Source organism: Parvibaculum sp. (genome assembly GCF_045863935.1).
GTDB lineage: Bacteria > Pseudomonadota > Alphaproteobacteria > Parvibaculales > Parvibaculaceae > Parvibaculum.
The window spans coordinates 1-20,771 of sequence record NZ_BTVP01000008.1 but is presented as its reverse complement, the minus strand read 5'-3'; the positions used below and the strand labels follow the sequence as shown (position 1 = coordinate 20,771).

Annotated in this window: 19 protein-coding genes and 1 pseudogene; 5 read left to right on the top strand and 15 right to left on the bottom strand. The window is 63.5% G+C overall.

The annotated features are described in order from the left end of the window. Window positions 1-40 precede the first annotated feature (40 nt). Complete coding sequence (locus ACKUUH_RS05045) at window positions 41-3,322, top strand: carboxyl transferase domain-containing protein (protein WP_407948779.1); 3,282 nt, start codon at window positions 41-43, stop codon at window positions 3,320-3,322. Window positions 3,323-3,326: 4 nt separating this feature from the next. Here ACKUUH_RS05045 and ACKUUH_RS05040 read toward each other — a convergent pair whose 3' ends face one another. The 6 genes from ACKUUH_RS05040 to ACKUUH_RS05015 all read right to left on the bottom strand — a co-directional run bounded on the left by ACKUUH_RS05040 (window position 3,327) and on the right by ACKUUH_RS05015 (window position 10,195). Further along, window positions 3,327-4,418: an NADH:flavin oxidoreductase gene (locus ACKUUH_RS05040; RefSeq protein ID WP_407948777.1), complete on the bottom strand. Its 1,092-nt coding sequence runs from the start codon at window positions 4,416-4,418 to the stop codon at window positions 3,327-3,329. A gap of 35 nt (window positions 4,419-4,453) precedes the next feature. Then, window positions 4,454-5,320, bottom strand: coding sequence for a glutathione-dependent disulfide-bond oxidoreductase (gene yghU / locus ACKUUH_RS05035; RefSeq protein ID WP_407948776.1), 867 nt, complete (start codon window positions 5,318-5,320; stop codon window positions 4,454-4,456). 146 nt (window positions 5,321-5,466) lie between these two features. Further along, on the bottom strand, window positions 5,467-6,300 hold the full coding sequence (locus ACKUUH_RS05030; RefSeq protein ID WP_407948774.1) for a fumarylacetoacetate hydrolase family protein: 834 nt from the start codon (window positions 6,298-6,300) through the stop codon (window positions 5,467-5,469). 47 nt (window positions 6,301-6,347) lie between these two features. Next, complete coding sequence (locus ACKUUH_RS05025; protein ID WP_407948773.1) at window positions 6,348-7,250, bottom strand: VOC family protein; 903 nt, start codon at window positions 7,248-7,250, stop codon at window positions 6,348-6,350. 12 nt (window positions 7,251-7,262) lie between these two features. Next, window positions 7,263-8,720 carry an aldehyde dehydrogenase gene (locus tag ACKUUH_RS05020; RefSeq protein ID WP_407948772.1) on the bottom strand — a complete coding sequence of 486 codons (1,458 nt, stop codon included), beginning with the start codon at window positions 8,718-8,720 and terminating at the stop codon, window positions 7,263-7,265. Further along, window positions 8,720-10,195 carry a 4-hydroxyphenylacetate 3-hydroxylase family protein gene (locus tag ACKUUH_RS05015; protein WP_407948771.1) on the bottom strand — a complete coding sequence of 492 codons (1,476 nt, stop codon included), beginning with the start codon at window positions 10,193-10,195 and terminating at the stop codon, window positions 8,720-8,722. The genes ACKUUH_RS05020 and ACKUUH_RS05015 overlap by 1 nt, the downstream gene beginning before the upstream one ends. A 210-nt stretch (window positions 10,196-10,405) precedes the next feature. On the opposite strand from ACKUUH_RS05015, the gene ACKUUH_RS05010 reads away from it, so the two are divergent. The 3 genes from ACKUUH_RS05010 (at window position 10,406) to ACKUUH_RS05000 (ending at window position 12,761) form a co-directional block, all read left to right on the top strand. Continuing rightward, the gene (locus ACKUUH_RS05010) at window positions 10,406-11,098 is read left to right on the top strand and encodes a TetR/AcrR family transcriptional regulator (RefSeq protein ID WP_407948770.1); all 693 of its coding nucleotides are present in this window, start codon (window positions 10,406-10,408) and stop codon (window positions 11,096-11,098) included. A gap of 99 nt (window positions 11,099-11,197) precedes the next feature. Continuing rightward, window positions 11,198-11,968, top strand: coding sequence for an HpcH/HpaI aldolase family protein (locus tag ACKUUH_RS05005; RefSeq protein ID WP_407948769.1), 771 nt, complete (start codon window positions 11,198-11,200; stop codon window positions 11,966-11,968). Window position 11,969: 1 nt separating this feature from the next. Then, window positions 11,970-12,761 carry a 2-keto-4-pentenoate hydratase gene (locus ACKUUH_RS05000; RefSeq protein ID WP_407948768.1) on the top strand — a complete coding sequence of 264 codons (792 nt, stop codon included), beginning with the start codon at window positions 11,970-11,972 and terminating at the stop codon, window positions 12,759-12,761. A gap of 13 nt (window positions 12,762-12,774) precedes the next feature. On the opposite strand, the gene ACKUUH_RS04995 is transcribed toward ACKUUH_RS05000, so the two are convergent. From ACKUUH_RS04995 to ACKUUH_RS04970, 6 genes are read right to left on the bottom strand one after another with little or no spacing between them, the layout of a single operon-like run. Next, window positions 12,775-13,584 (bottom strand): enoyl-CoA hydratase-related protein, encoded by an 810-nt coding sequence (locus ACKUUH_RS04995; RefSeq protein WP_407948767.1) that lies wholly within the window; start codon window positions 13,582-13,584, stop codon window positions 12,775-12,777. Between the two features lie 10 nt (window positions 13,585-13,594). After that, window positions 13,595-14,425: an SDR family NAD(P)-dependent oxidoreductase gene (locus ACKUUH_RS04990; protein WP_407948766.1), complete on the bottom strand. Its 831-nt coding sequence runs from the start codon at window positions 14,423-14,425 to the stop codon at window positions 13,595-13,597. A gap of 10 nt (window positions 14,426-14,435) precedes the next feature. Beyond that, a complete protein-coding gene (locus ACKUUH_RS04985) occupies window positions 14,436-14,852 on the bottom strand; it encodes a MaoC family dehydratase (protein WP_407948765.1) in 417 nt (138 codons plus the stop codon). A gap of 9 nt (window positions 14,853-14,861) precedes the next feature. After that, complete coding sequence (locus tag ACKUUH_RS04980; RefSeq protein ID WP_407948764.1) at window positions 14,862-15,305, bottom strand: MaoC family dehydratase N-terminal domain-containing protein; 444 nt, start codon at window positions 15,303-15,305, stop codon at window positions 14,862-14,864. Window positions 15,306-15,310: 5 nt separating this feature from the next. Continuing rightward, the gene (locus ACKUUH_RS04975; protein ID WP_407948763.1) at window positions 15,311-16,498 is read right to left on the bottom strand and encodes a lipid-transfer protein; all 1,188 of its coding nucleotides are present in this window, start codon (window positions 16,496-16,498) and stop codon (window positions 15,311-15,313) included. Between the two features lie 15 nt (window positions 16,499-16,513). After that, window positions 16,514-18,073, bottom strand: a complete 1,560-nt coding sequence (locus ACKUUH_RS04970) for a long-chain-fatty-acid--CoA ligase (RefSeq protein WP_407948762.1) — start codon at window positions 18,071-18,073, stop codon at window positions 16,514-16,516. Between the two features lie 130 nt (window positions 18,074-18,203). Here ACKUUH_RS04970 and ACKUUH_RS04965 point away from each other — a divergent pair, with 130 nt between their 5' ends. Further along, on the top strand, window positions 18,204-18,836 hold the full coding sequence (locus ACKUUH_RS04965) for a TetR/AcrR family transcriptional regulator (protein ID WP_407948761.1): 633 nt from the start codon (window positions 18,204-18,206) through the stop codon (window positions 18,834-18,836). A 14-nt stretch (window positions 18,837-18,850) separates the two neighbouring features. On the opposite strand, the gene ACKUUH_RS04960 is transcribed toward ACKUUH_RS04965, so the two are convergent. The 3 genes and pseudogenes from ACKUUH_RS04960 to ACKUUH_RS04950 form a co-directional block, all read right to left on the bottom strand. Further along, window positions 18,851-20,095 (bottom strand): cytochrome P450, encoded by a 1,245-nt coding sequence (locus ACKUUH_RS04960; RefSeq protein ID WP_407948760.1) that lies wholly within the window; start codon window positions 20,093-20,095, stop codon window positions 18,851-18,853. Next, window positions 20,092-20,447 (bottom strand): annotated as a pseudogene (locus ACKUUH_RS04955) (acyl-CoA dehydrogenase family protein). The gene ACKUUH_RS04960 and the pseudogene ACKUUH_RS04955 overlap by 4 nt, the downstream one beginning before the upstream one ends. Before the next feature lie 61 nt (window positions 20,448-20,508). Next, on the bottom strand, window positions 20,509-20,771 hold a 263-nt coding region (locus ACKUUH_RS04950; protein WP_407948759.1), incomplete at its 5' end, for an enoyl-CoA hydratase-related protein.

The following is a 20,771-nucleotide window of genomic DNA, read 5'->3' as shown; positions in this document are numbered from 1 at the left end:
ATTGTCAAAAGCAATTGATGGGCGAGGGAGGCCCTATTCCATGAAAAGCCTGTTGATCGCCAATCGCGGCGAGATTGCCGTGCGCATCGCGCGCGCGGGTGCGGAACTCGGATTGCGGACCGTCGCCGTGTTCGCCGAGGACGATGCGCTGTCGCTGCATGTGCGGGCCGCCGACGAGGCGCTGCCGTTGACCGGCACGGGCGCCGCCGCCTATCTCGACATCGCGCAGATCGTCGCCGAGGCCAAAAAGGCGGGATGCGACGCGATCCATCCGGGCTACGGGTTCCTGAGCGAGAATGCGGCTTTCGCGGAAGCCTGCGCCAAGGAGGGCATCGTCTTCGTGGGGCCCTCGCCGGAAGCACTTCGCCTGTTCGGCGACAAGGCGAAAGCGCGCGCATTGGCGGAGACGCTCGGCGTGCCGCTCTTTCCCGGCACGAAAGCTGCGACGAGCCTCGATGAGGCGCGCGGTTTCATGGAGGGGCTGGGGCCGAACGCGGCCGTGATGCTGAAAGCGCTGGCGGGTGGCGGCGGGCGCGGCATGCGCGCGGTGAGCGACCCCAAGGACCTTGCTGAAGCCTATGAGCGCTGCCGCTCGGAAGCGGTGGCGGCCTTCGGCAGCGGGGATATCTATGTCGAGAAGCTGATCGCACGCGCGCGGCACATCGAAATCCAGATCGTGGGCGACGGGAAGAACGTCGTCGATCTCGGCGAGCGCGAATGCACGCTGCAGAGGCGCAACCAGAAGGTCGTGGAAATCGCGCCGAGCCCGACGCTCGACGATGAGATGCGCCAGCGGCTCGTGCATGCGGCGCGCAAGCTTGCGAGTGCCGCCGCTTATAAGGGTCTCGGCACGTTCGAATTCCTGATCGACATGGAGGCGGCGACGCCCGACGCCGCCATCGCCTTCATGGAGGCCAATCCGCGATTGCAGGTGGAACATACCGTCACCGAGGAAGTGACGGGCGTCGACCTCGTGAAGACGCAACTCAGGATCGCGGCGGGCGAGACGCTGAAGGATGTGGGGCTGACGGAGACGCCGGCCCCGCGCGGCTTTGCAATCGAGCTTCGCGTGAACATGGAGCGGATGAACGAGGCGGGCGAAGCGGTGCCGACGGGCGGCACGCTCACTTCCTTCTCTCCGCCTTCGGGACCGGGCATCCGCGTGGACACGTTCGGCTATGCCGGATATCGCACGAGCCCGCATTACGACTCGCTGATCGCGAAGCTCATCGCGCATTCGCCCGCGCCGGACTATGCCTCGGCCGCTGCCCGCGCGCGGCGCGCGCTCAGCGAATTCCAGATCGAGGGCGTGACGACCAATCTTTCCTTCCTGCAGGCGCTGATGGCGCGGAGTGACGTGCAGGCAAACGAGGTCCATACGAGCTTCATCGCCGAACATGCGGGCGAACTGGCGAAGGCGGAAGCGGAGGCGCCCCGCTTCTTCGCGGGCAACGGCCATGCGGCGGCGGAAGCGGCGCGACATCATGTGGAAGGACCGGCGGGGACGACGCCCGTTCCCTCGACGATGCAGGGCAAGGTCATTTCCGTCGACGTGGCGGAAGGCGCCCGCGTGGCGAAAGGGCAGCAGATCGCCGTGCTGGAGGCGATGAAGATGGAACACACCATCGCCGCGCCCTTCGGCGGCACGGTGCGCAAGGTGGCGGCGATTGCGAATGCGACGCTGATGGAGGGCGAACCGATCCTCTTCATCGAGGAAGGCGCGGACGGCGATGCGCTGACGGTAGCGGAAGAGACGGTCGATCCGGATTACATCCGGCCGGACCTGCAACACGTCATTGACCGGCATGCACTGGGCCTCGACGAGAACCGGCCCGACGCCGTGGCGCGGCGGCGCAAGCGCAACCAGCGCACGGTGCGCGAGAACATCGCGCATCTCTGCGACGAGGGAAGCTTCATCGAATATGGCGCGCTGGCGCTTGCCGCGCAGCGCCGGCGGCGGAGCATGGAAGAGCTTCTGAAGATGAGCCCGGCGGACGGGCTCGTCTCCGGGATCGGCACGGTGAACGCCTCGCTCTTCGGCGAGGAGAAGGCGCGCGCGCTCGTCATGGGCTACGACTTCACCGTGTTCGCGGGCACGCAGGGCGCGATGAACCACAAGAAGATGGACCGCATGCTCTTCCTTGCGCGGGACCAGAAGTTGCCCATCGTGCTGCTGGCGGAAGGCGGCGGCGGAAGGCCGGGCGACACGGACGTGGCGGGCGTGGCGGGGCTCGACACGCCGAGCTTCCACACCTTCGCGACGCTTTCAGGCAAGGTGCCTCTCGTCGGCATGACGGCGGGGCGCTGCTTTGCGGGGAATGCCGCGCTGCTCGGCTGCTGCGACGTCATCATCGCGACGGCCGATTCCAATATCGGCATGGGCGGGCCCGCGATGATCGAGGGCGGCGGGCTCGGCGTCTATCAGCCTGAAGAAGTCGGCCCCGCCGAGGTGCAGCGCAAGAACGGCGTCATCGACATTTTCGTGCAGGACGAAGAAGAGGCGATCGAGGCCTGCCAGAAATATCTCTCCTATTTCCAGGGGCCTGTGGAGACATGGGAAGCGGGCGACCAGCGGCTGCTGCGCCACGCGATCCCGGAGAACCGCCTGCGCGCCTATGATGTCGGGCGCGTGATCGAGGGGCTGGCGGACAAGGGCTCGGTGCTCGAACTGCGCAAGGATTTCGGCATCGGCATCAAGACAGCGCTTATCCGCATGGAGGGGCGGCCGATGGGGCTGATCGCGAACAATCCCTATCATCTGGGCGGCGCCATCGACGCGGAAGCGGCCGACAAGGCGGCGCGCTTCATGCAGCTTTGCGACGCGTTCGGGCTGCCGATCCTGTCGCTCTGCGATACGCCGGGCTTCATGGTGGGCCCCGAGATCGAGAAAGAAGCGCAGGTGCGGCATGTGAGCCGCATGTTCGTGACGGCGGCGAATATGACCGTGCCGCTGTTCGCGGTTGTGTTGCGCAAGGGCTATGGGCTCGGCGCGCAGGCGATGACAGCGGGAAGCTTCCACGCACCCTTCTTCAATATCTCCTGGCCGACGGGCGAATTCGGCGGTATGGGGCTCGAAGGGGCGGTGAGGCTCGGCTATCGCCGCGAGATGGAGGCGATCGAGGATATGGAGGAGCGCGACGCCTTCTACCGCAAGATGGTCGACCGCTATTACGAGAACGGCAAGGCGACCAACATGGCGTCGTTCCTGGAGATCGATGCGGTGATCGACCCGGCGGAGACGCGGCACTGGATCGTCCGCGGACTGAAGTCCCTGCCGCCGATGGAAGCGAAGCCGTCTCGCCCGTTTATCGATACGTGGTGAGGGCTCAGGCGGCTTCTTCCACGACGAAGCCCTTCCAACCCTTCATATAGGCGATGAAGGCAGAGCCGAGCCCCTCGTCGCGGAGATGCTGTTCCGTGACCGGGAGCGAGGGCGCGACATAGGCGGCGTCTGCCAGGGCCCGGCGCGGGAAATCGTGGTGCAGGATCGCGGCGCGGCCGATCACCGCAAAGTCGCATCCGGCCTCGATGACGCCGGCGGCGTCCTCAGTGCTCATGATCTTGCCCGCCGCCCCGAGGCGGACATTGCCGCGGGCCAAGTCCGTGAAGAAGCTCATCAGCGAACGGCCCTGGAATTCTTCCTCGACGGGTTCCTTCTTCACGTCCCATAGCGACATGTCGAGGAAGTCGATCTTCGCGGCGGAGAGAAGTTCGGTCGCGACGTCGCGCACTTCGGCGAGCTTCAGGCCGAAACGCTCCGGCGACAGGCGGATGCCCAGCTGGAAGTCCGGGCGGCAGGCGGCGCGGATGCCGTTGACGATCTCGAAAATCAGACGCGCGCGGTTTTCGAGCGAGCCGCCATAGATGTCGTTGCGCTGGTTCACCTCCGGCGAGAGGAACTGCGCGAGAATGTAGCCATGCGCGCCATGAACCTCGACGCCATCGAAGCCTGCTTTCTCCGCACGCTTTGCCGCAGCAATGAAATCGTCGCGCAGCTTTTCGACCTCGGCAGTCTTGAGCGCGCGACCGCCGGTGTCCTTGTCGTCCGAAGCGCCGACGACATCGCCCACGATGTCCTTCGGCGAGCGGATGCCCGCGTGGTGAAGCTGGAGGGACGAAACCGAATCCTGCGCCTTGATGGCGGCCGCGAGACGGGTGAGGCCTTCGAGGTGCCTGTCGTCCCAGACGCCGAGCTGGCCGGGAAAGCCCTGTCCGCCCGCCTGGACATGGGCCGCGCAGGTCATGGTGAGGCCGAAGCCGCCTTCCGCGCGCATGGTGAGCCAGCGGAATTCATCGTCGGAGAGGCGGCCATCGGCATGGCTCTGCGTGTTGGTGAGCGGCGCCAGCATGAAGCGATTCTTCATGGCCGGTCCGTGCGCGAGAGAAAGCGGCTCGGCAAGCTTTTCGGTCGTCAGCATTCCTGTCCTCGATACGAAAGCGGAAAAAGATGCGGTCAGCTTTCGGCCTTCGCGACTTTCTCGAAGTCCGAGGCATCATGCCGCTCGGGAAGCTGGCTTCCGGGCTCGCCCCAGGTGCGGTTGACCATGCGGCCGCGCTGAACGGCGGGGCGCGCTGAAATCTGCTCGGTCCAGCGGTTGACGTGCTTGTATTCGTGGACGCTGAGGAATTCGGCCGCGCCGTAGAGGAGGCCTTTTGCCAGCGCGCCGTACCACGGCCAGATCGCCATGTCGGCGATGGTGTAGTCGGGGCCGGCGATGTATTCGCTTTCGGCAAGGCGCCTGTCGAGCACGTCGAGCTGGCGCTTCACCTCCATCGCGAAACGGTCGATGGCATATTCGATCTTGACCGGCGCATAGGCATAGAAATGGCCGAAGCCGCCGCCGAGATAGGGGGCCGAGCCCATCTGCCACATGAGCCAGGACCAGCATTCGGCGCGCTTCGTCAGATCCCTGGGCTGGAAAGCACCGCCGAATTTTTCCGAGAGGTAGAGAAGGATCGCGCCGCTCTCGAAGATGCGCGTCGGCGGGTTCGTGCTGCGGTCCATGAGGGCGGGAATTTTCGAATTCGGATTGATGGCGACGAAATCCGAGCCGAACTGATTGCCCTCGCCGATATTGATGAGCCAGGCGTCGTACTCGGCGCCCTTGTGGCCCGCTTCCAGCAGTTCTTCCAGCATCACCGTGACCTTGACGCCGTTCGGCGTCGCCAGCGAATAGAGCTGGAGGGGATGCTTGCCGACAGGGAGCTCCTTCTCATGCGTCGCACCGGCGATCGGCCGGTTGATGTTGGAGAAGCGGTTTTCGTTCCGGTCCTTTTCCCAGGTCCAGACCTTCGGCGGCGTGTAGGCGGTATCGGTCATCGGACGTCTCCCTGATTTTCCTGCCCGGCGCGAGGGCGGCCGAAATGCGTTTCCGGGAGGATAGCAGAGCTTTGGGGAGAAGACGCAAGGCACGACGGAAGGGACCGCCGTCCGGCGGTCCCATTCCACAGCGCGAGCACGTATTGTCAGAACTGTCCGAGCGCCACGCGGCGCACGGCGTCGCTGTCGGTCGGCTGGTGGCCGACATTATGCGCAGGCGCGGGCGCTTCCTGCACCGTGTTCGAGATGCGGCCGATGCCCGTGACCTCGACCTCGACGACGTCGCCGATATTCATGGGCCGCGAGTTGGCGGGCGTGCCCGTCAAGACGATGTCGCCCGGCAGGAAGGTGATGTGGCGCGAAAGGTCGGCGAAAATATAGTCGATGGGGAAGGTCATTTCGCTGACGGGACCGTCCTGCACCGCCTTACCGTTGATATAGGTGCGCACTCTCTCCTTGCGGATGTCGACGCCGCGCACGATGCCCGGACCGACGGGGCAGAAGCCGTCCTGCCCCTTGACGCGCAACATGGAACCCGCATCCGTGTCGCGGAAATCCTGCGCGCCGACATCGTTGGCCGGGGCGAAACCCGCGAGGCAGTCCCACACTTCGTCGGGTGCGACATTGCGCATGGGCTTGCCGACGATCGCCGCGATCTCGCCTTCGTAGTTCAGGTAGCGGCAATCCGCCGGACGGTTCAGGAAGCCGCGATGGGAATTGAGCGTCGTCAGCGGCTTCTGAAAGTAAGTCGGCGTGACGAGCGGCGGCGCCTTGAACTCGACGCGGCGCGAATCGTAGTTCAGATGGATGCAGATGATTTTCGTGGGATCGCAGGGCGGAAGATAGGTCGCACTTGCTTCCTCCACCGTCCGCCCGTCTCCGAGACGTAGCTTGCCGCCCTCCTCCGGTTTCACCCAGACAGGCGTTCCCTGATGCAGGATGCGCCGCCATTCCTCGCGCGGACCGTCCAGAACCGACATATGTTTTCCTCCCTCTTTTGTTCGGCGATGTGGAATGGACGCCCGCGTCACACTTCCATCAGCCCCTTTTTCATGACTTCTTCGTTCTGCTCATGGCCGTAGGTGTCGCGCTGGTAATATTCCGACTGATGCGTCGCCTCGCGCGCGCCCCAGCCCACTTCGCACATAAAGCCGGACGGGTTGAGGAAGTAGAAGGAATACATGTGATCGTTCGCGTGGCGCCCCGGCGTCATGGTGATGGGGATGCCCGCCTGACGGACGATCTCATAGGTGAGGCCGACATCGTCGAAACTTTCCACCTCGAGCATCAGGTGGTTGATGCGCTTTTCGCCGGGCGGACCGAAGGCCACCGTGTGGTCGCGCGTGTTGCAATGCATGAACATGAGGTCGAACGGCCTGTCGAGGCCGGGGAAGGGAATGCGGTATTCGATGCCGCCGCGCATGCCGAGCAGCTTGTAGAACTCATAGGTCTTGTCGAAGCCGACCGTTTCCTTCTGGATAAGATGGCCGAGCCCGCCCTCGCCCGTCTTGAAGCGGCCATGCATGCGCCGCCCGGGATGGAAAGGCTTGTCGGACTGAACCTGCGGCCCGTGGAAAATCTCGATCGGGAAGCCGCTTGCATCCTTGAGCTTCATCACTTCGAGGACGCGGCGGTCCGCCGCTTCTTCATAAGAGCCGATCCGCACGTCGATACCGGCATTGACGAGCTTCCTGTGCATCTCCCGAAACTCCTCGACGCCCGCGACGCGGAAGCCGAGGAAATTCAGATCGTCCGTGCCGTCCTCTTCGAGGATGATGCGGTGATGCCAGTAGTCCATGCGGAGATAGCAGCGGCCCGCCTCGCCCTCATCGGCGACCTCGAGGGCGAGGATCTTCGTTGCGTAGTCCTTCCAGTCGTTGAGGCTCTTCACGCCGAGCCCCATGTAGCCGAGTTCCGTTACCTGAACCATGTATGCCTCCCCTCAGGCGAACGATCCCTTGCGGACCGAAATGTTTTTTATGTCTGTGTAGAAGTCGAAGCTCCAGGTGCCGCCCTCGCGGCCAAGGCCGGAGTCCTTCGCGCCGCCGAAAGGCGCCGCGAGATCGCGGACGAAGAAGCAGTTGACCCAGAGCGTGCCGGCCGTGACGCGCGAGGCAATGTCCATTGCGCGCTTCTCGTTGCGGCTGAACAAGGTGCCTGCGAGACCGTAACGCGTGTTGTTGGCAAGCTCGATCACCTCGTCGTCGGAGGAAAAGCTCTGCCAGGTGAGGACCGGGCCGAAGACCTCGCGCTGCGCGATTTCGAGTTCCGGCGTCACATGAGCAAAGAGCGTCGGTTCGAAATAGAGTTCGCCGAAGTTGGAGCGTCCCCCGCCCCAGAGCGGTACGGCGCCATCCGCCCTGGCCCGCTCGACGAAACCGGCGACGCGCTCGAAGTGCTCCTTGTGGATCAAGGGACCGACGCGCGTATCCTTGTCACGCGGGTCGCCGACGATCATGTGGCTTGCGGCGCCGCGCACTTTTTCGAGGAACTCTTTCTCGATCTTCTTCTCGACCATGATGCGGGTGCCCGCGAGGCAGACCTGACCCGCATTCATGTATTGCCCGGCGACCGTTTGCGCGGCTGCATCGAGATCGGCATCGGCACAGACGATGAAAGGCGACTTGCCGCCAAGCTCGGCGCTCATGGGCGTGATCGAACGCGCGGCGGCCTGACCGATGATCTTCGCCGTGTCGGTCGAGCCGGTGAAGCTGATGCGGTCGACGTCGGGATGGTTCACAAGCGCATCGCCCGCCTCCTCGCCGATCCCCTGCACGACGTTGAGAACGCCGGCCGGCAGACCGGCCTCATGCGCGATATCGGCCATGAGGGAGCAGGTGAGCGGCGCCCATTCCGGCGGCTTCACGACGACCGTGTTGCCCGCCGCGAGTGCCGGACCGACCTTCCATGTGGTCAGCATCAGGGGTGCGTTCCACGGTGTGATGAGCACGGCAACGCCGGAAGGATCGTATTTCACATGGTTCACGACTTCGGGCCCTTCGATCGAATGCCCGTCGAGCGTCAGCGCCCAGTCGGCGAAGAACTCGATATTCTGCGCGGCACGCGGCACGACGCGATGGACGTTGCCCATGAGGAGCGAGCCATTGTCCATGGTCTCGACCGCAGCGAGTTCGTTCACCCGCGCCTTGATGCCCTCGGCGAACTTCTTGAGGATCGGCAGACGCCCCTTCGGGCCGAGCGCCGCCCAGGCCGGAAAGGCCTTGCGCGCCGCTGCGACCGCCGCATCCGCCTCCGCCTCGCCACCTGCCGACAGGTCGCCGAGATGCGAGCCGTCGACGGGCGAGAAGTCGGCGAATTTCTGCTTCGAGGCGACACGCTTTCCGCCGATCCAGTGATCGGCCGAAACCTCGACGCCTGCAACTTTCACGGTACCGGCCATCACACCGCCTCCGCGAGCTGAAGTTCCGGCGCCAGGACCGTGTCTTCCTTGATGAAGCGGTCGACGAGCCGGTCCGCGCGGGCGCGGTCGGCGATCATGTGCGCCACCTGCTGGTTGCGCGCGCCGGAGGCGAGGTAGAAGCGTTCATACTGCTCGCCGCGGCTGCCGAGCGCGCTGCCCGTGAAGTCCCAGGCGAGGCGAAAAAGACGCGAGCGCGTTTCTGCGTCGATCCCGTTCGCGCCATGCATGTAGCGGTCGATCAGGGGACGCAGCTCGGGATTGGCGAGCTGGGCCTCTGTGGGCGCGGCAAGGAGATTGTGCGAGCCGAGGAGGCGGATGATTTCGTTCACCCGGGGGAACCAGGTCGGCAGCATCGACTTCAGGGCCGTCATCGGCGCGCCATGCGGGAACCAGACGCCATTGCCGAACTCGTAGGCGTCTTCTTCGGCCCTGTGGATGCAGGAACGCGCGAATTCGCCGTAGCTCCAGAGTTCGCCCAGCATCTGGACGGAGGGCGGCTGAAGTCCGCCGACGGCTTCCGTCATGCGCGTGGCGATGCCCCAGGCGAATTCGAGCTTGGTCTGCGCCCGGATCATGGTCTGCTGCATGACGTTGGGGAACCAGCCCGTCGACATGACCTGGTTGTAGACCTGCACATTGCAATTGATGTGAATGCGGTCCCACGGCACTTCCACGTCGTCGAAGATCGCGAAGGCATCCTGCTCGTCGAAGCGCGAGGACAGCGGATGGTCGTGGACGTTCAGCGTTCCCGAGCAGCTGTCGCGGCAGAGAAACTTGAGACCGGGCGTGCTCATCGGGATGCAGAAGGCGAGCGCGTAGTCATGCGCGTCGGGGCGCACGGGATGCGCCGGATAGACGGCGAGCTCGTCCGCGAAGGGCGCAAGCGTCGCCAGCACGCGGGCGCCGCGCACGATGATGCCGTGCTCCGTCTCCCCGACCTTGTGCAGGGGCACATCGTTGGGCGGGCCCACGAGATCGCCGCTCGCCTTGTCGACGGTCGGGTGGATGATCGTGTGTGTGAGCGAGATATCGTTGCGACGCAGGAATTTCTGATAATTGACGAGATTCTCCGCGCCTTCCTCGTTGCCGTTCGCGCCCCATTCGTCGGCGCGGCCGGCGAAGCCCGCATAGGTGACGTTCATGTAGTCCGGCGAGCGGCCCATGACCCCGACGGTATATTCGGCGTGACGCTGCAGCGCCTTGTGGCGGCGCAGAATGTCGTCCTTCGAGCGCGGGATCATGTGGCTCGCGTTGATCATCTCGCCCGTTTCCGGATCGGGCATCAGGCACTCATCGGCATGTTCGTGCTGGAGATCGAACAAGGCGGCGAGACCGCGCGCCGCACCGGCAAAGGCCGGATGGTCGACAATATCCGCGACCTTTTCGGAACCGAGCCAGATTTCCCGGCTTCCCCTCAGTCCCTTCAGAAACTCACTGCCTGTCCGTGCCGGCATGGCGGCTCCTCCCCTCGATTAGCGGCTTCGCCTGCAGGGGCGCGCCGTTTGTGATTCAATTCATTTGTGACTACACTCATTTTTATGCCGGGAGTCAAGCCGGAGAATGTGCTGCGAATGCGAGAGGCGCGATTGACAATGGGGTACGATCAGCCAAGTTGTTCCGCTATCGAAACTCCTGACGGATTTGCGAGAAAGAGCAGGCTCGGCGTGACCAAGGCAGGGACGAAACCGGCGGCGAAGCGCGCGCCCCAGAAGGCACCTCCGATGGGACGGCGCGAGCGCAACAAGCAGGAAAAGCTCGACCGTATCCTCGCTGCCGCCAAGGATCTTTTCGCCGCCAAGGGTTTCAACGAGACGACCACGCAGGAAATCGCCGATCGCGCCGATATCGGCACGGGGACCCTCTTTCTCTACGCCAAGACCAAGGAAGACCTGCTCATCATGGTCTTCAAGGACGAGATGATCGAGACGTCGCAGACGGCCTTCCGGAAAGTCTCATCCGATGCGCCGCTGATCGATCAGCTCATGCAGGTCTTCGGCGCCATGGTCGCCTATCACAATCGCGACCTCCCGCTCGCGCGGGCGCTCATCCGGGAAATCACCATCCTGTCCGGACCCGAGCGTCGCGAAGACGTGCGCCTGCTGATGCGCATCATCTATGACGGCATCGGCGACATCATCGTCAACATCCGGGCGCGGGAGAAGATCAGGTCCGACATCGACCTCACGCTCGCCGGCGAGACCTTTTTCGGCATCTACTATCTCGGGCTCATCGGCTGGCTCAGCGGGCAGACGACGAAGCAGGCATTCCTGAAAAGGCTGCGCACGAAGCTCGCGCTTTCGATCGACGGGCTGAGACTGCAGGGCGTGGAGACGGCGAAGCGGCGCATCGCGCCGTAGGCGGCGCGGCGGCGAAGCCCTATTGCTGATTTTCATCAATTCTGATTACACTCAGTAATTGCGGCTGCAGGTGGCCGCGCTCCCGGGGGAAGCGTCGTCTTGTCGAAGTCATTGAAAGCAAGCTGGGCAAAGGGCGAGGTCACGCTCGGCGCCTGGTGCATGATACCCGAACCTCTCACCGCCGAAGCGCTCGGCCGCGCCGGTTTCGACTGGGTGCTCGTCGACATGCAGCATGGCTGTATGGATTACGAGACGGCGCTCAACATGATCCGCGCCATCGACCTGACGCCCGCCGTGCCCATCGTGCGCGTGCCGTGGAACGACCCCGGCATCATCGGCCGCGTTCTCGATGCGGGCGCGCTTGGCGTCGTCATTCCCATGATCCAGACGGCCGAGGACGCGAAGCACGCGGTGGAGGCGTGTCTCTACCCGCCGAAGGGGCGGCGGAGCTTCGGCCCCGTTCGCGTCGGCATGCGCGACGGGCCCGGCTATTTCCTCGAAGCGAACAGCCGCGTTGCCGTCGTCCCGATGATCGAGACGCCGGAGGCGCTGGCCTCCGTCGAAGAGATTGCCGCGGTGCCGGGCGTCGACGCGCTTTTCGTCGGCCCGTTCGACCTGTCGATCGCGCTCGGCCTGCCGCCGGGCGACAATGACGGCAAACTCGCCTTCGACGAGGCCATCGCCCGGGTGTCCGCCGCCGCCCGCGCCGCCCATATCGCGACGGCCGTTTTGTCGAATGCGAAGGTCGCGCCGCTACGCATCGAACAGGGCTTCCAGATGATTTCAACCACGACCGACATCAACGCCCTTTCCATGGCGGCGCGCGGCGATCTCGAAGCGGTGAAGGCCGCGCAGAAAGAAGGAAACTGAGATGCTGGACAACGCGACGCGGGAAAAAATCGTCGACGATTTCTTCGAGGTCTATCGCAGCCGGCAGCCCATGCCGCTTTTGACCAAGACCTGGCCGGGGATCGAGGTGGAGGACGCCTACCGGATCCAGCAGGCCTTCGTGGCGCGGAAGATTGCCGCAGGCGGCAAGGTGAAGGGCTACAAGGTCGGCCTGACCTCCAAGGCGATGCAGGAATTTTCCGGCACGACGGAGCCGGATTTCAGCGCCGTCACCGACGATTTCTTCGTGCCGGAGAGCACGCCCATTCCGATGTCCCGCTTTTTCGCGCCGATGGTCGAAATGGAAATCGCCTTCGTGATGAAGGAGCCGCTCAAGGGGCCGGGCGTGCTGCCCGTCGATGTCATCCGCGCGACGGACTTCGTGCTTCCGGCCATCGAGATCGTCGATTTCCGCGTTCAGCGCGAGCCGGGTCTCAATGTGATCGACAATATTGCGGACATGGCCTTCTGCGGCGCGGTGGTGCTGGGCGCGAACCCGCGGCGGCTCGACCAGATCGACATCCGGCGCGTCAGCGGCGCGCTGCACATGAACGGAAAGAAGGAACTGGAGGGCGAAGCCTCCGCCGTGCTCGGCAATCCGGTGACCGCCGTCGCCTGGCTCGCGAACAAGCTTGGCGAGTTCGGCACGTCGTTCGAGCCGGGAGACACGATCCTCACGGGCTCCTTCGTGCGCGTGCTTCCGGTGACGGCGGGCGACGAAGTTCTTTGCCGCTTCGATCAGGGGATCGGCGAGGTCGCGACAAGCTTCGTGTGAGCGGCGAGACCGGTCACGCCGGCCGGAAGTCCGGGCGACGTTTTTCGATGACGGCCCTGAGGCCCTCGGCTGCGTCGCTGCCAGCGAAAAGGCTCGCCTGCAACATCCGTTCGTGATCGAGAAAGGCGGGCAAGGTATCCGTCAAAGCCTGTGCCGACATCTGCTTGAGCGCCACGACCGCGGATTTCGGCGAGGACGACAGACGGCCGGCAAGCTCCGCAGCTGCCTCTTCGAGGTGACGATCCTTGACGCAACGCCAGATCAATCCCCAATCGGCCGCCGTTTCGGCATCCAGCGGGTCGCCCAGCAAGGCGAGGCCCATCGCGCGGGCCGCGCCGATCCTGTTCTGGATAGAGGCGAAGCCTCCGAGGTCGGGAACAAGGCCGAGCTTCGGCACAAATGGAAGGCTGAAATAGGCGGACTTCGCTGCCAGCACGATGTCGGCTGCGAGCGCGAGCCCGACGCCGCCGCCGACGGCGGGACCGTTCACCAGCGAGACGACCGGGCCGGGAAACGCCCGCAAATCCCGAATGAGCGCATGGCCTTCGAGCAGCGTGCCGTTCATTTCCTCGTAGCGCCTGTCCTCGCCGGCTTCGCTCTCCTGCAGCATTCGCTCCAGAAATTTCAGATCGGCGCCCGCGCAAAACGCACGGCCCGCGCCGGTCAGGACAATGACGGTGGCACCGCTCTCGCGAAGTCCGGCAAGCGCCTCCCGGCACTGGGCCAGCATGTCGGTGCAGAGCGGGTTCAGAATATCGGGCCGATTGAGGGTGATCCGCCCGATGCCGTCCTTTTGTTCGACGAGGATGTGCGAGCAGGTCATGCGACACCCTCTAGAGCGATGCGCCGCCGCTCACAGCGATGACCTGGCCGCTGATGTAGTTCGACTCGGGCGTGCAGAAGAGATAGACGCCGTTCGCCGCTTCTTCCGGCGTACCGCCACGGCCAAGCGGGATCATCTGCTTTTCCATCGCGTCGATGAAGGCGGGCTGCACCCCGACCGCAATCTTGCGGCCTTCGACATCGATGTTGGCGCCCTCGCCCGTCAATGGCTGCGTCAAGCGGGTCTTGATGAGGCCGAAGGCAACGCAGTTGACGTTGACCTTGTAGCGCCCCCATTCCTTGGAGAGCGTCTTTGTCATTCCGGACAGAGCCGCCTTTGCCGAGGAATAGCTCACCTGTCCGGCATTGCCCCCGAGCCCTGCCAGAGAAGAGATGTTCACCACCTTGCGGAAGACTTCCTCACCCCTTTGCGCTTCGTTCTTCGCGAAAATGCGGATGGGCTCGGCGGCGGCCCGCAAGATGCGGAATGGCGCCATGAGATGAACGTCGAGCATGGCCTGGAACTGGTCGTCACTCATCTTCTGAATGACGCTGTCCCAGGTATAGCCCGCATTGTTCACGATGATGTCGAGACCGTTATAGGTATCGAGCGCCGTCTTGACGAAGCGGTCGCCGAAATCCGCCTCGGTGACGCTGCCGATGCAGGCGGTCGCCTCGCCGCCCAGACCGCGAATCTCCTCGATCGTCTCCTGCGCGGGGTCCTTGTCCATATCGTTGATCACGACGCGCGCGCCTTCGCTTGCGAGCTTCAACGCCACCGCGCGGCCGATGCCGCGGCCCGAGCCGGAAACGAGCGCGACCTTGCCTTCGAGTTTCTTCATTGTTCTGTCCTCAACTTGAATAGGCGACGACGGCTTCGCCAAGCAGTTTCACGTCGTTGTTCTGGTCGACGGCGCTCAGTTCCAGGCGGGCGCGGTCTTCCCCACCCTCCTTGAAACGCTCCAGCAGCTTTGCCGTGCAGGTTATTGCGGCGCCGAGCTGCGTGATCGAGGTGAAGCGCGTCGAGAAGCTGCGCAAGGTCGTCTGCGGCACAAGATCGGTGAGCAGGCGACCGAGATAGGCCATCGACAACATGCCGTGCGCGAAGACGTCTGGCATGCCGGCCGCCCTGGCGAAGTCGATATCGACATGAATCGGGTTGTGATCGCCAGAGGCCCCGCAATAGAGCGCAAGCGTGTGCCGGATGATGGGGGCCGTCGTCAGCTGACCGATGACCGCGCCTTTTTCAGCCGTTCGAATATTCGTCATTTCCATCCCCTAGCCATGCCGCACGACAATGGAACGGCGCATGTCGGCAACATGCGCGCCATCCTGATTTCGAGCTTCGGTGTCGATCACCAGGAATTCGAGCGCGCCGCCCTTCTTGTCGTAGATATCCGCGATTTTCGATTTGAGGGTGATGCGATCGCCCGCGCAGATCGGCGCGTGATAGGTGAATACCTGCTCGCCATGCAGAATCTTCCCGATGTCGATGTCGAGAAGCTCGAGAAAGTCGAAGGGATTGTCCCGATCCATCTCGAGGGAGAAGAGAAACGTGGGGGGCGCCGGCAAGGCGCGGTACCCGGCCTTCCGAGCCGCCTCTTCATCCGAATAGATCGGGTCCGTGCTTCCCGTCGCCTTGGCGAAGAAGCGCAGCCGCCCCTTCTCCGCCTCGACGGTGACCGGAGGAAATTCATGGCCGATGAAATTCCTGTCGATCATGACGTCTACTCCGCGCGCTCATACATGGTGACGACGCAGGCGCCGCCCAGACCCAGATTGTGCTGAAGGGCAACGCGCGCGCCTTCGACCTGCCGCTTGCCGGCCGCACCGCGCAACTGCCATGTGAGTTCCGCGCATTGGCCGAGCCCGGTGGCGCCCAGCGGATGCCCCTTGGACAGGAGGCCGCCCGACGGGTTCGTCACGACCTTGCCGCCATAGGTGTTGTCGCCGTCCCAAATGAACTTTTCGGCGCCGCCTTCCGGGCAAAGGCCGAGACCTTCATAGGTGATGACTTCGTTCGTGGTGAAGCAGTCGTGCAGTTCCGCGACGTCGACCGCTTCCGGTCCGATGCCCGCCTGCTCGTAGACGCTGCGCGCGGCTTCCTTCGTCATGTCCGAGCCCACGACCTTGATGAGGCTGCGCTCGGAGAAGGTCGAAGGGTAGTCCGTCGTCATTGCCTGACCGGCGATCCTGATCCGCGCATCGACATTGTGCTTGCGCGCGAAATCTTCCGAACAGATGACGGCCGCCGCCGCGCCGCAGCTCGGCGGACAACACTGCAGCCGCGTCAGATTGAGAAACATCTTGGGCGACTGGAGTACTTCGTCGACCGTCACATGGGTCCGGAAGATCGCGCGCTCGTTATGGATGGCATGCAGGCTTGCCTTCTCGCGCACCTTGGCGAAGGTCTCGTCCTTCGCGCCGTATTTCTGCTGGTATTCATATCCCGCGCCGCCAAAGAGACGCAGCGCCATCGGCACCGTATCGGCGCCCTGGAAGGATTCATCGGCAATTTTCAGGAATTCGTCGAGCGGTCCCGGACGATCGTTGAAGACGGTGCCGAGTGCACCCGGCGACATCTGCTCGAAACCGAAGGCAAGCGCGCAATCGACGATGCCGCTCGCGACGGCCTGGCGCGCGAGGAAGAGCGCCGACGAGCCCGTCGAGCAATTGTTGTTGACGTTGACGACCGGAATGCCGGTAAGGCCGACCTTGTAGAGCGCGGCCTGACCGGAGGTTGAATCTCCATAGACCCAGCCGGCATAGGCCTGCCCGATCGTTTCATAAGAGAGCCCCGCATCCGCCAGCGCGAGACGGATCGCCTCGGCGCCCATCTCGTCGTAATTGGCGCTCGCTCCAGGCTTTACAAACGGGAGCATGCCAACCCCCGCCACGACGACGCGATTACTCATCGATCCGTTCCTTCGCTAGTTGACGTTTCGACCCTTGTCCGCCCAATAGGGTTTGCGGAGGTCGACTTTCAGAATTTTTCCCGCGCCGGATTTGGGCAAAGGCTCGCTTCGCACATCGACGCTGCGGGGACATTTGTATCCGGCGATGAGCGCTTTGCAGTGGGCGACGATGTCGTCGGCCGTCACGGCATGTCCCTCTTTCGGCACGACGATCGCGTGCACCCGCTCGCCCCATTTCTCGTCGGGCACACCGATGACGGCGCATTCGCTGACGGCGGGATGCTGCATCAGCGCGTTTTCCACTTCCGCCGAGAAAACATTCTCGCCGCCGGAAACAATCATGTCCTTGATGCGATCGACGATGTAGAGGAAGCCGTCCTCGTCCAGATATCCGCCGTCGCCCGTATGAATCCAGCCGTCGACGAGCGTTGCCGCCGTCTGCTCGGGCTGGTTCCAGTAACCGAGCATTGCGTTCGGACCGCGGACGCAGACCTCGCCAACCGAGCCGCGCGGCACTTCGCTGCCATCCGCACCGACGATCCTGATCTCGACACATAGTCCGGGCCGCCCGGCCGAACGCAGCTTGCCGGCCTTCGGGCCTTTAAGGACATGCCATTCGGAGCCGAGAACCGTTGCCAATGGCGAGAGTTCCGTCTGGCCATAGGCCTGAACGAAGCCGATGCCGGGCAGGAGTTCCATGGCCGTGCGCAGCAGCGACTCCGCCATGGGCGAGGCGCCGTAGACGAGGCGTTCGAACGATGAAATGTCGCGGCTCGCCAGATCGGGGCAATCGAGCAGAAGCCGGATCATGGTGGGGACGAGCAAGGCATGGGTGACGCGCTCGGCCTCGACGAGGGCGATGAAGGCGCTCGCGTCGAAAGACGGCAGGAAGACATGCGATCCGCCATAGATCGTGGCGGCATAGGTCATTCCGCCGTCAGCCAGATGAAACATCGGCGCGGCGTGAATGTAACGCACCGAGGAGGTGAGGCCGATGCCAGCGCCGATGCTGAGCGAACTCGTCCACAGGCTCTGATGCGACAGCATCACGCCTTTGGGAAAACCCGTCGTGCCGCCCGTATAGAAGATGCCGGCGAGATCGTTGCCATTGCGTCCCGCGTCGGGTGCGGGGGCGGCTTCCGAGACAAGCGCCTCATATCCGAGAAGACCTTCGGGGACAGGCCCGTCACCGGCATAGATCACATGGCGGATGCGCTCACATTCCTTCCGGACGGCCAGACCGGTCGGAAGAAAGACATCGTCGACGATGAGGATCGTCGCGCCCGAATCCTCGATCGAATAGACATGCTCTGCGACCGACCATCGGACATTCATCGGCACGATGACCGCCCCCGACCAGGGCACGGCGAAATATGTCTCGAAGTAGCGGTCCGAATTCATTGCCAGTATAGCGACGCGGTCACCCGTGCCGACGCCAAGAGCCTGCAGGGCGCCGGCAAGACGCGCGACGCGTTCCTTCACCTCGGTCCAGCTGCGATTGCGGCCTGCGCATGTCGTTGCAACGGCGCTTGGCGTCGTCGCGGCGGCGCGATGAATGGCTTGCGTCAAATACAAGGACAAATCTCCCCACCGGCCGATTTCCGACGACCGTTTCTACTTCTTGGTAACATAGTTTCTGGATGGTATCTTGTCAAATCAAAGCCCCGCTCTATGCTCGCGAATCCGAGAACAAGGAGAAGAATCGATGTCGGGTCAGGCAATCTCGTCGCCGTGGAAAAAGGCACCCGATCGCAGGAGCGAACGCAACCTGAAGCAAGAGGCTGTCCTGGCGGCGGCGGCGCGGGTATTCGCGGAGCGGGGCTATCACCGCGCCTCGCTGGACGAAGTCGCGCAGATTCTCAACGTGACAAAGCCGACGCTCTATTATTATTTCAAGAACAAGGAAGCGATGCTGTTTGCCTGCATCCAGCACGGGCTCGATACGCTGGAAGCCGCGGGCGAGGCGATGCCGGACGCAGAGGAGACGACGGGCCTGGATCGCCTGGTCGCCTATCTCAAACGCTATGCCGGGATCAACGAAACGGATTTCGGCCGTTGCGCCGTTCGCATCAGCGACGCCGAATTGTCAGACACCAGCCGCAAGAAGGTCAGGCGCGTCAAAACCGAGATCGACCGCAAACTTCGCGAGCTGATTTCCAATGGCATCGCCGACGGCTCGATCGCCCCGTCAGACCCGAAGATCACGGCTTTCGCGCTCGCGGGCGCGCTCAATTCAATCGGTCACTGGCATCAACGCGACACCGAACTCGCCGGCCAGAAAATGATCGAGGAATATATCGCCCTGCTCGTGAACGGCCTCGCGCCGCGCAGAAAGTAGCGCGCGGCGCGGGATCAATCCCGGATTATCGCGGGCAATTCCTCGATGCCCTTGATGAAGTTGGAGAAGACGAGCTTCGGCTCGCCCACCACCTCGATAGGCTTGTCCGGCCAGCGCTTCAGGATCTCTTCCCACACAATTCTGAGCTGCATCTCGGCAAGCCGGTTTCCCATGCAACGATGAATGCCGAAGCCAAACGAAAGGTGCTGGCGCGGCCGGGGGCGCTCGACGATGAAGCTGTTGGGATTTTCGATCGCGTCTTCGTCCCTGTTGCCGGAGACGTACCACATGACGACCTTGTCGCCCTTCCTGATCTGCTTGCCGCCGAGCTCGGTGTCGCAGAGCGCCGTGCGGCGCATATGCGAGAGCGGCGTCTGATAGCGGATGATTTCCGGGACCATATTTTCGACGAGCGCTGGATTGTCCCGCAGCTTCTTGTACTGGTCCGGATTCTGGCTCAATGCCAGCAGGCCGCCGCTGATCGAGTTGCGCGTCGTGTCGTTGCCGCCGACGAGCAGGAGAAAGCAGTTTCCGAGATATTCTTCCTGAGACATGTTCCGCGTGGCCTCGCCATGCGCCAGCATGGAAATGAGATCGCCGCCCGGCTCGCTCGCGTTGACGCGTTCGTTCCACATGCCGAGGAATGCGGCGGCGGCCTCACCGAGTTGCGCCGTTCTCTCCTCTTCGGCTTCCTTGCTCAGATAGGCTTCTTCCGACGTCACCATGTCCGACCAGCGGGTGAGGTTCCGACGCTCCTCCCAGGGGAAGTCGAACAGCGTCGCCAGCATCTGCGTCGTGAGCTCGATGGACACGCGGTCCACCCAGTTGAAGGGCTCGTTCCGCGGGAGCGAGTCGAATATCTTCCCGGCGCGTTCACGAATGGTGGCCTCGAGCTTCGCCAGATTCGAGGGAGCAACGACCGGGCTCACGACCTTGCGCTGCACATCGTGCTTGGGCGGGTCCATGGCGATGAACATCGGCAGCATCAGGCCGGCATTGCCTTCGCGCAGCGTAACGCCGCCATAAGCGACATCGGATGAGAATACGTCGTGACTGGATTCGACGTGCATGATGTCCTTGTACCTGGTCACGGACCAGAAAGGACCATAAGCGCTGTTGGCGCAGTAATGCACCGGGTCTTCATGGCGCAGCCGCGCGAAGTAAGACCACATCCGGTTCGATCTGTAGAGCTCCGGATCGCTGACGTCGATCCGGTCGAGCGGAATCGTGTAAGGATCTGGTGCGACCCTGTCGTTCACGGATGATGCGGAAGATCGGTGCTGTAGCCTCCATGACCATGTGTCAGCAGGCAGCGGTGAATCGTCTGGAAAGCGGTCTTGGGCACCCACCATTTGCACATCGCCGCCTCGGCGGTATGCGGCAGACCATTTCCCTGAGCCAGAGCGTCTTGTAACAGAGCAGTCTGGCGGCCTCGAGAAAGGTCTCGGCTTCGGCGAGCGGCTCCGTCACGCCCTGATATTTTGCGAGCGGATTGCCAAAGGCCGTCCGCTCGGTGATGTATTTCCAGGTTTCTTCCAGCGAGGCGGCGGCCGATCCGGGGCATTGCAGGCCGATCAGCGCGCGCCCTGTAGCCGGGCGCAAGCCGCTCACGCGCAAATCGTGCCGCGAATGGCTTCCTGGTCGGACGTGAATGCCAAGTCCGAGATGCCACCTACTTCATATGCTTCCGGAATTCCGGTTTGCGCTTTTCGCTGAGTGCCTTCACGCCTTCCTTAGACTCCTCGGTCTCGTAGAAGAGACGCAAGGCCTGAAGGCCGAGGCCGCCGATGCCACGGATATTGTCGCTGTCGGCATTGAAAGAGCGTTTGGCGATGGCAATCGCCGTCGGACTGCGCTCGACGAGTTCGGCGCACCAGGCCTCCACTTCCTCATCCAGCTTGTCGTCAGGAACGACCGCATTGACGAGACCCATCG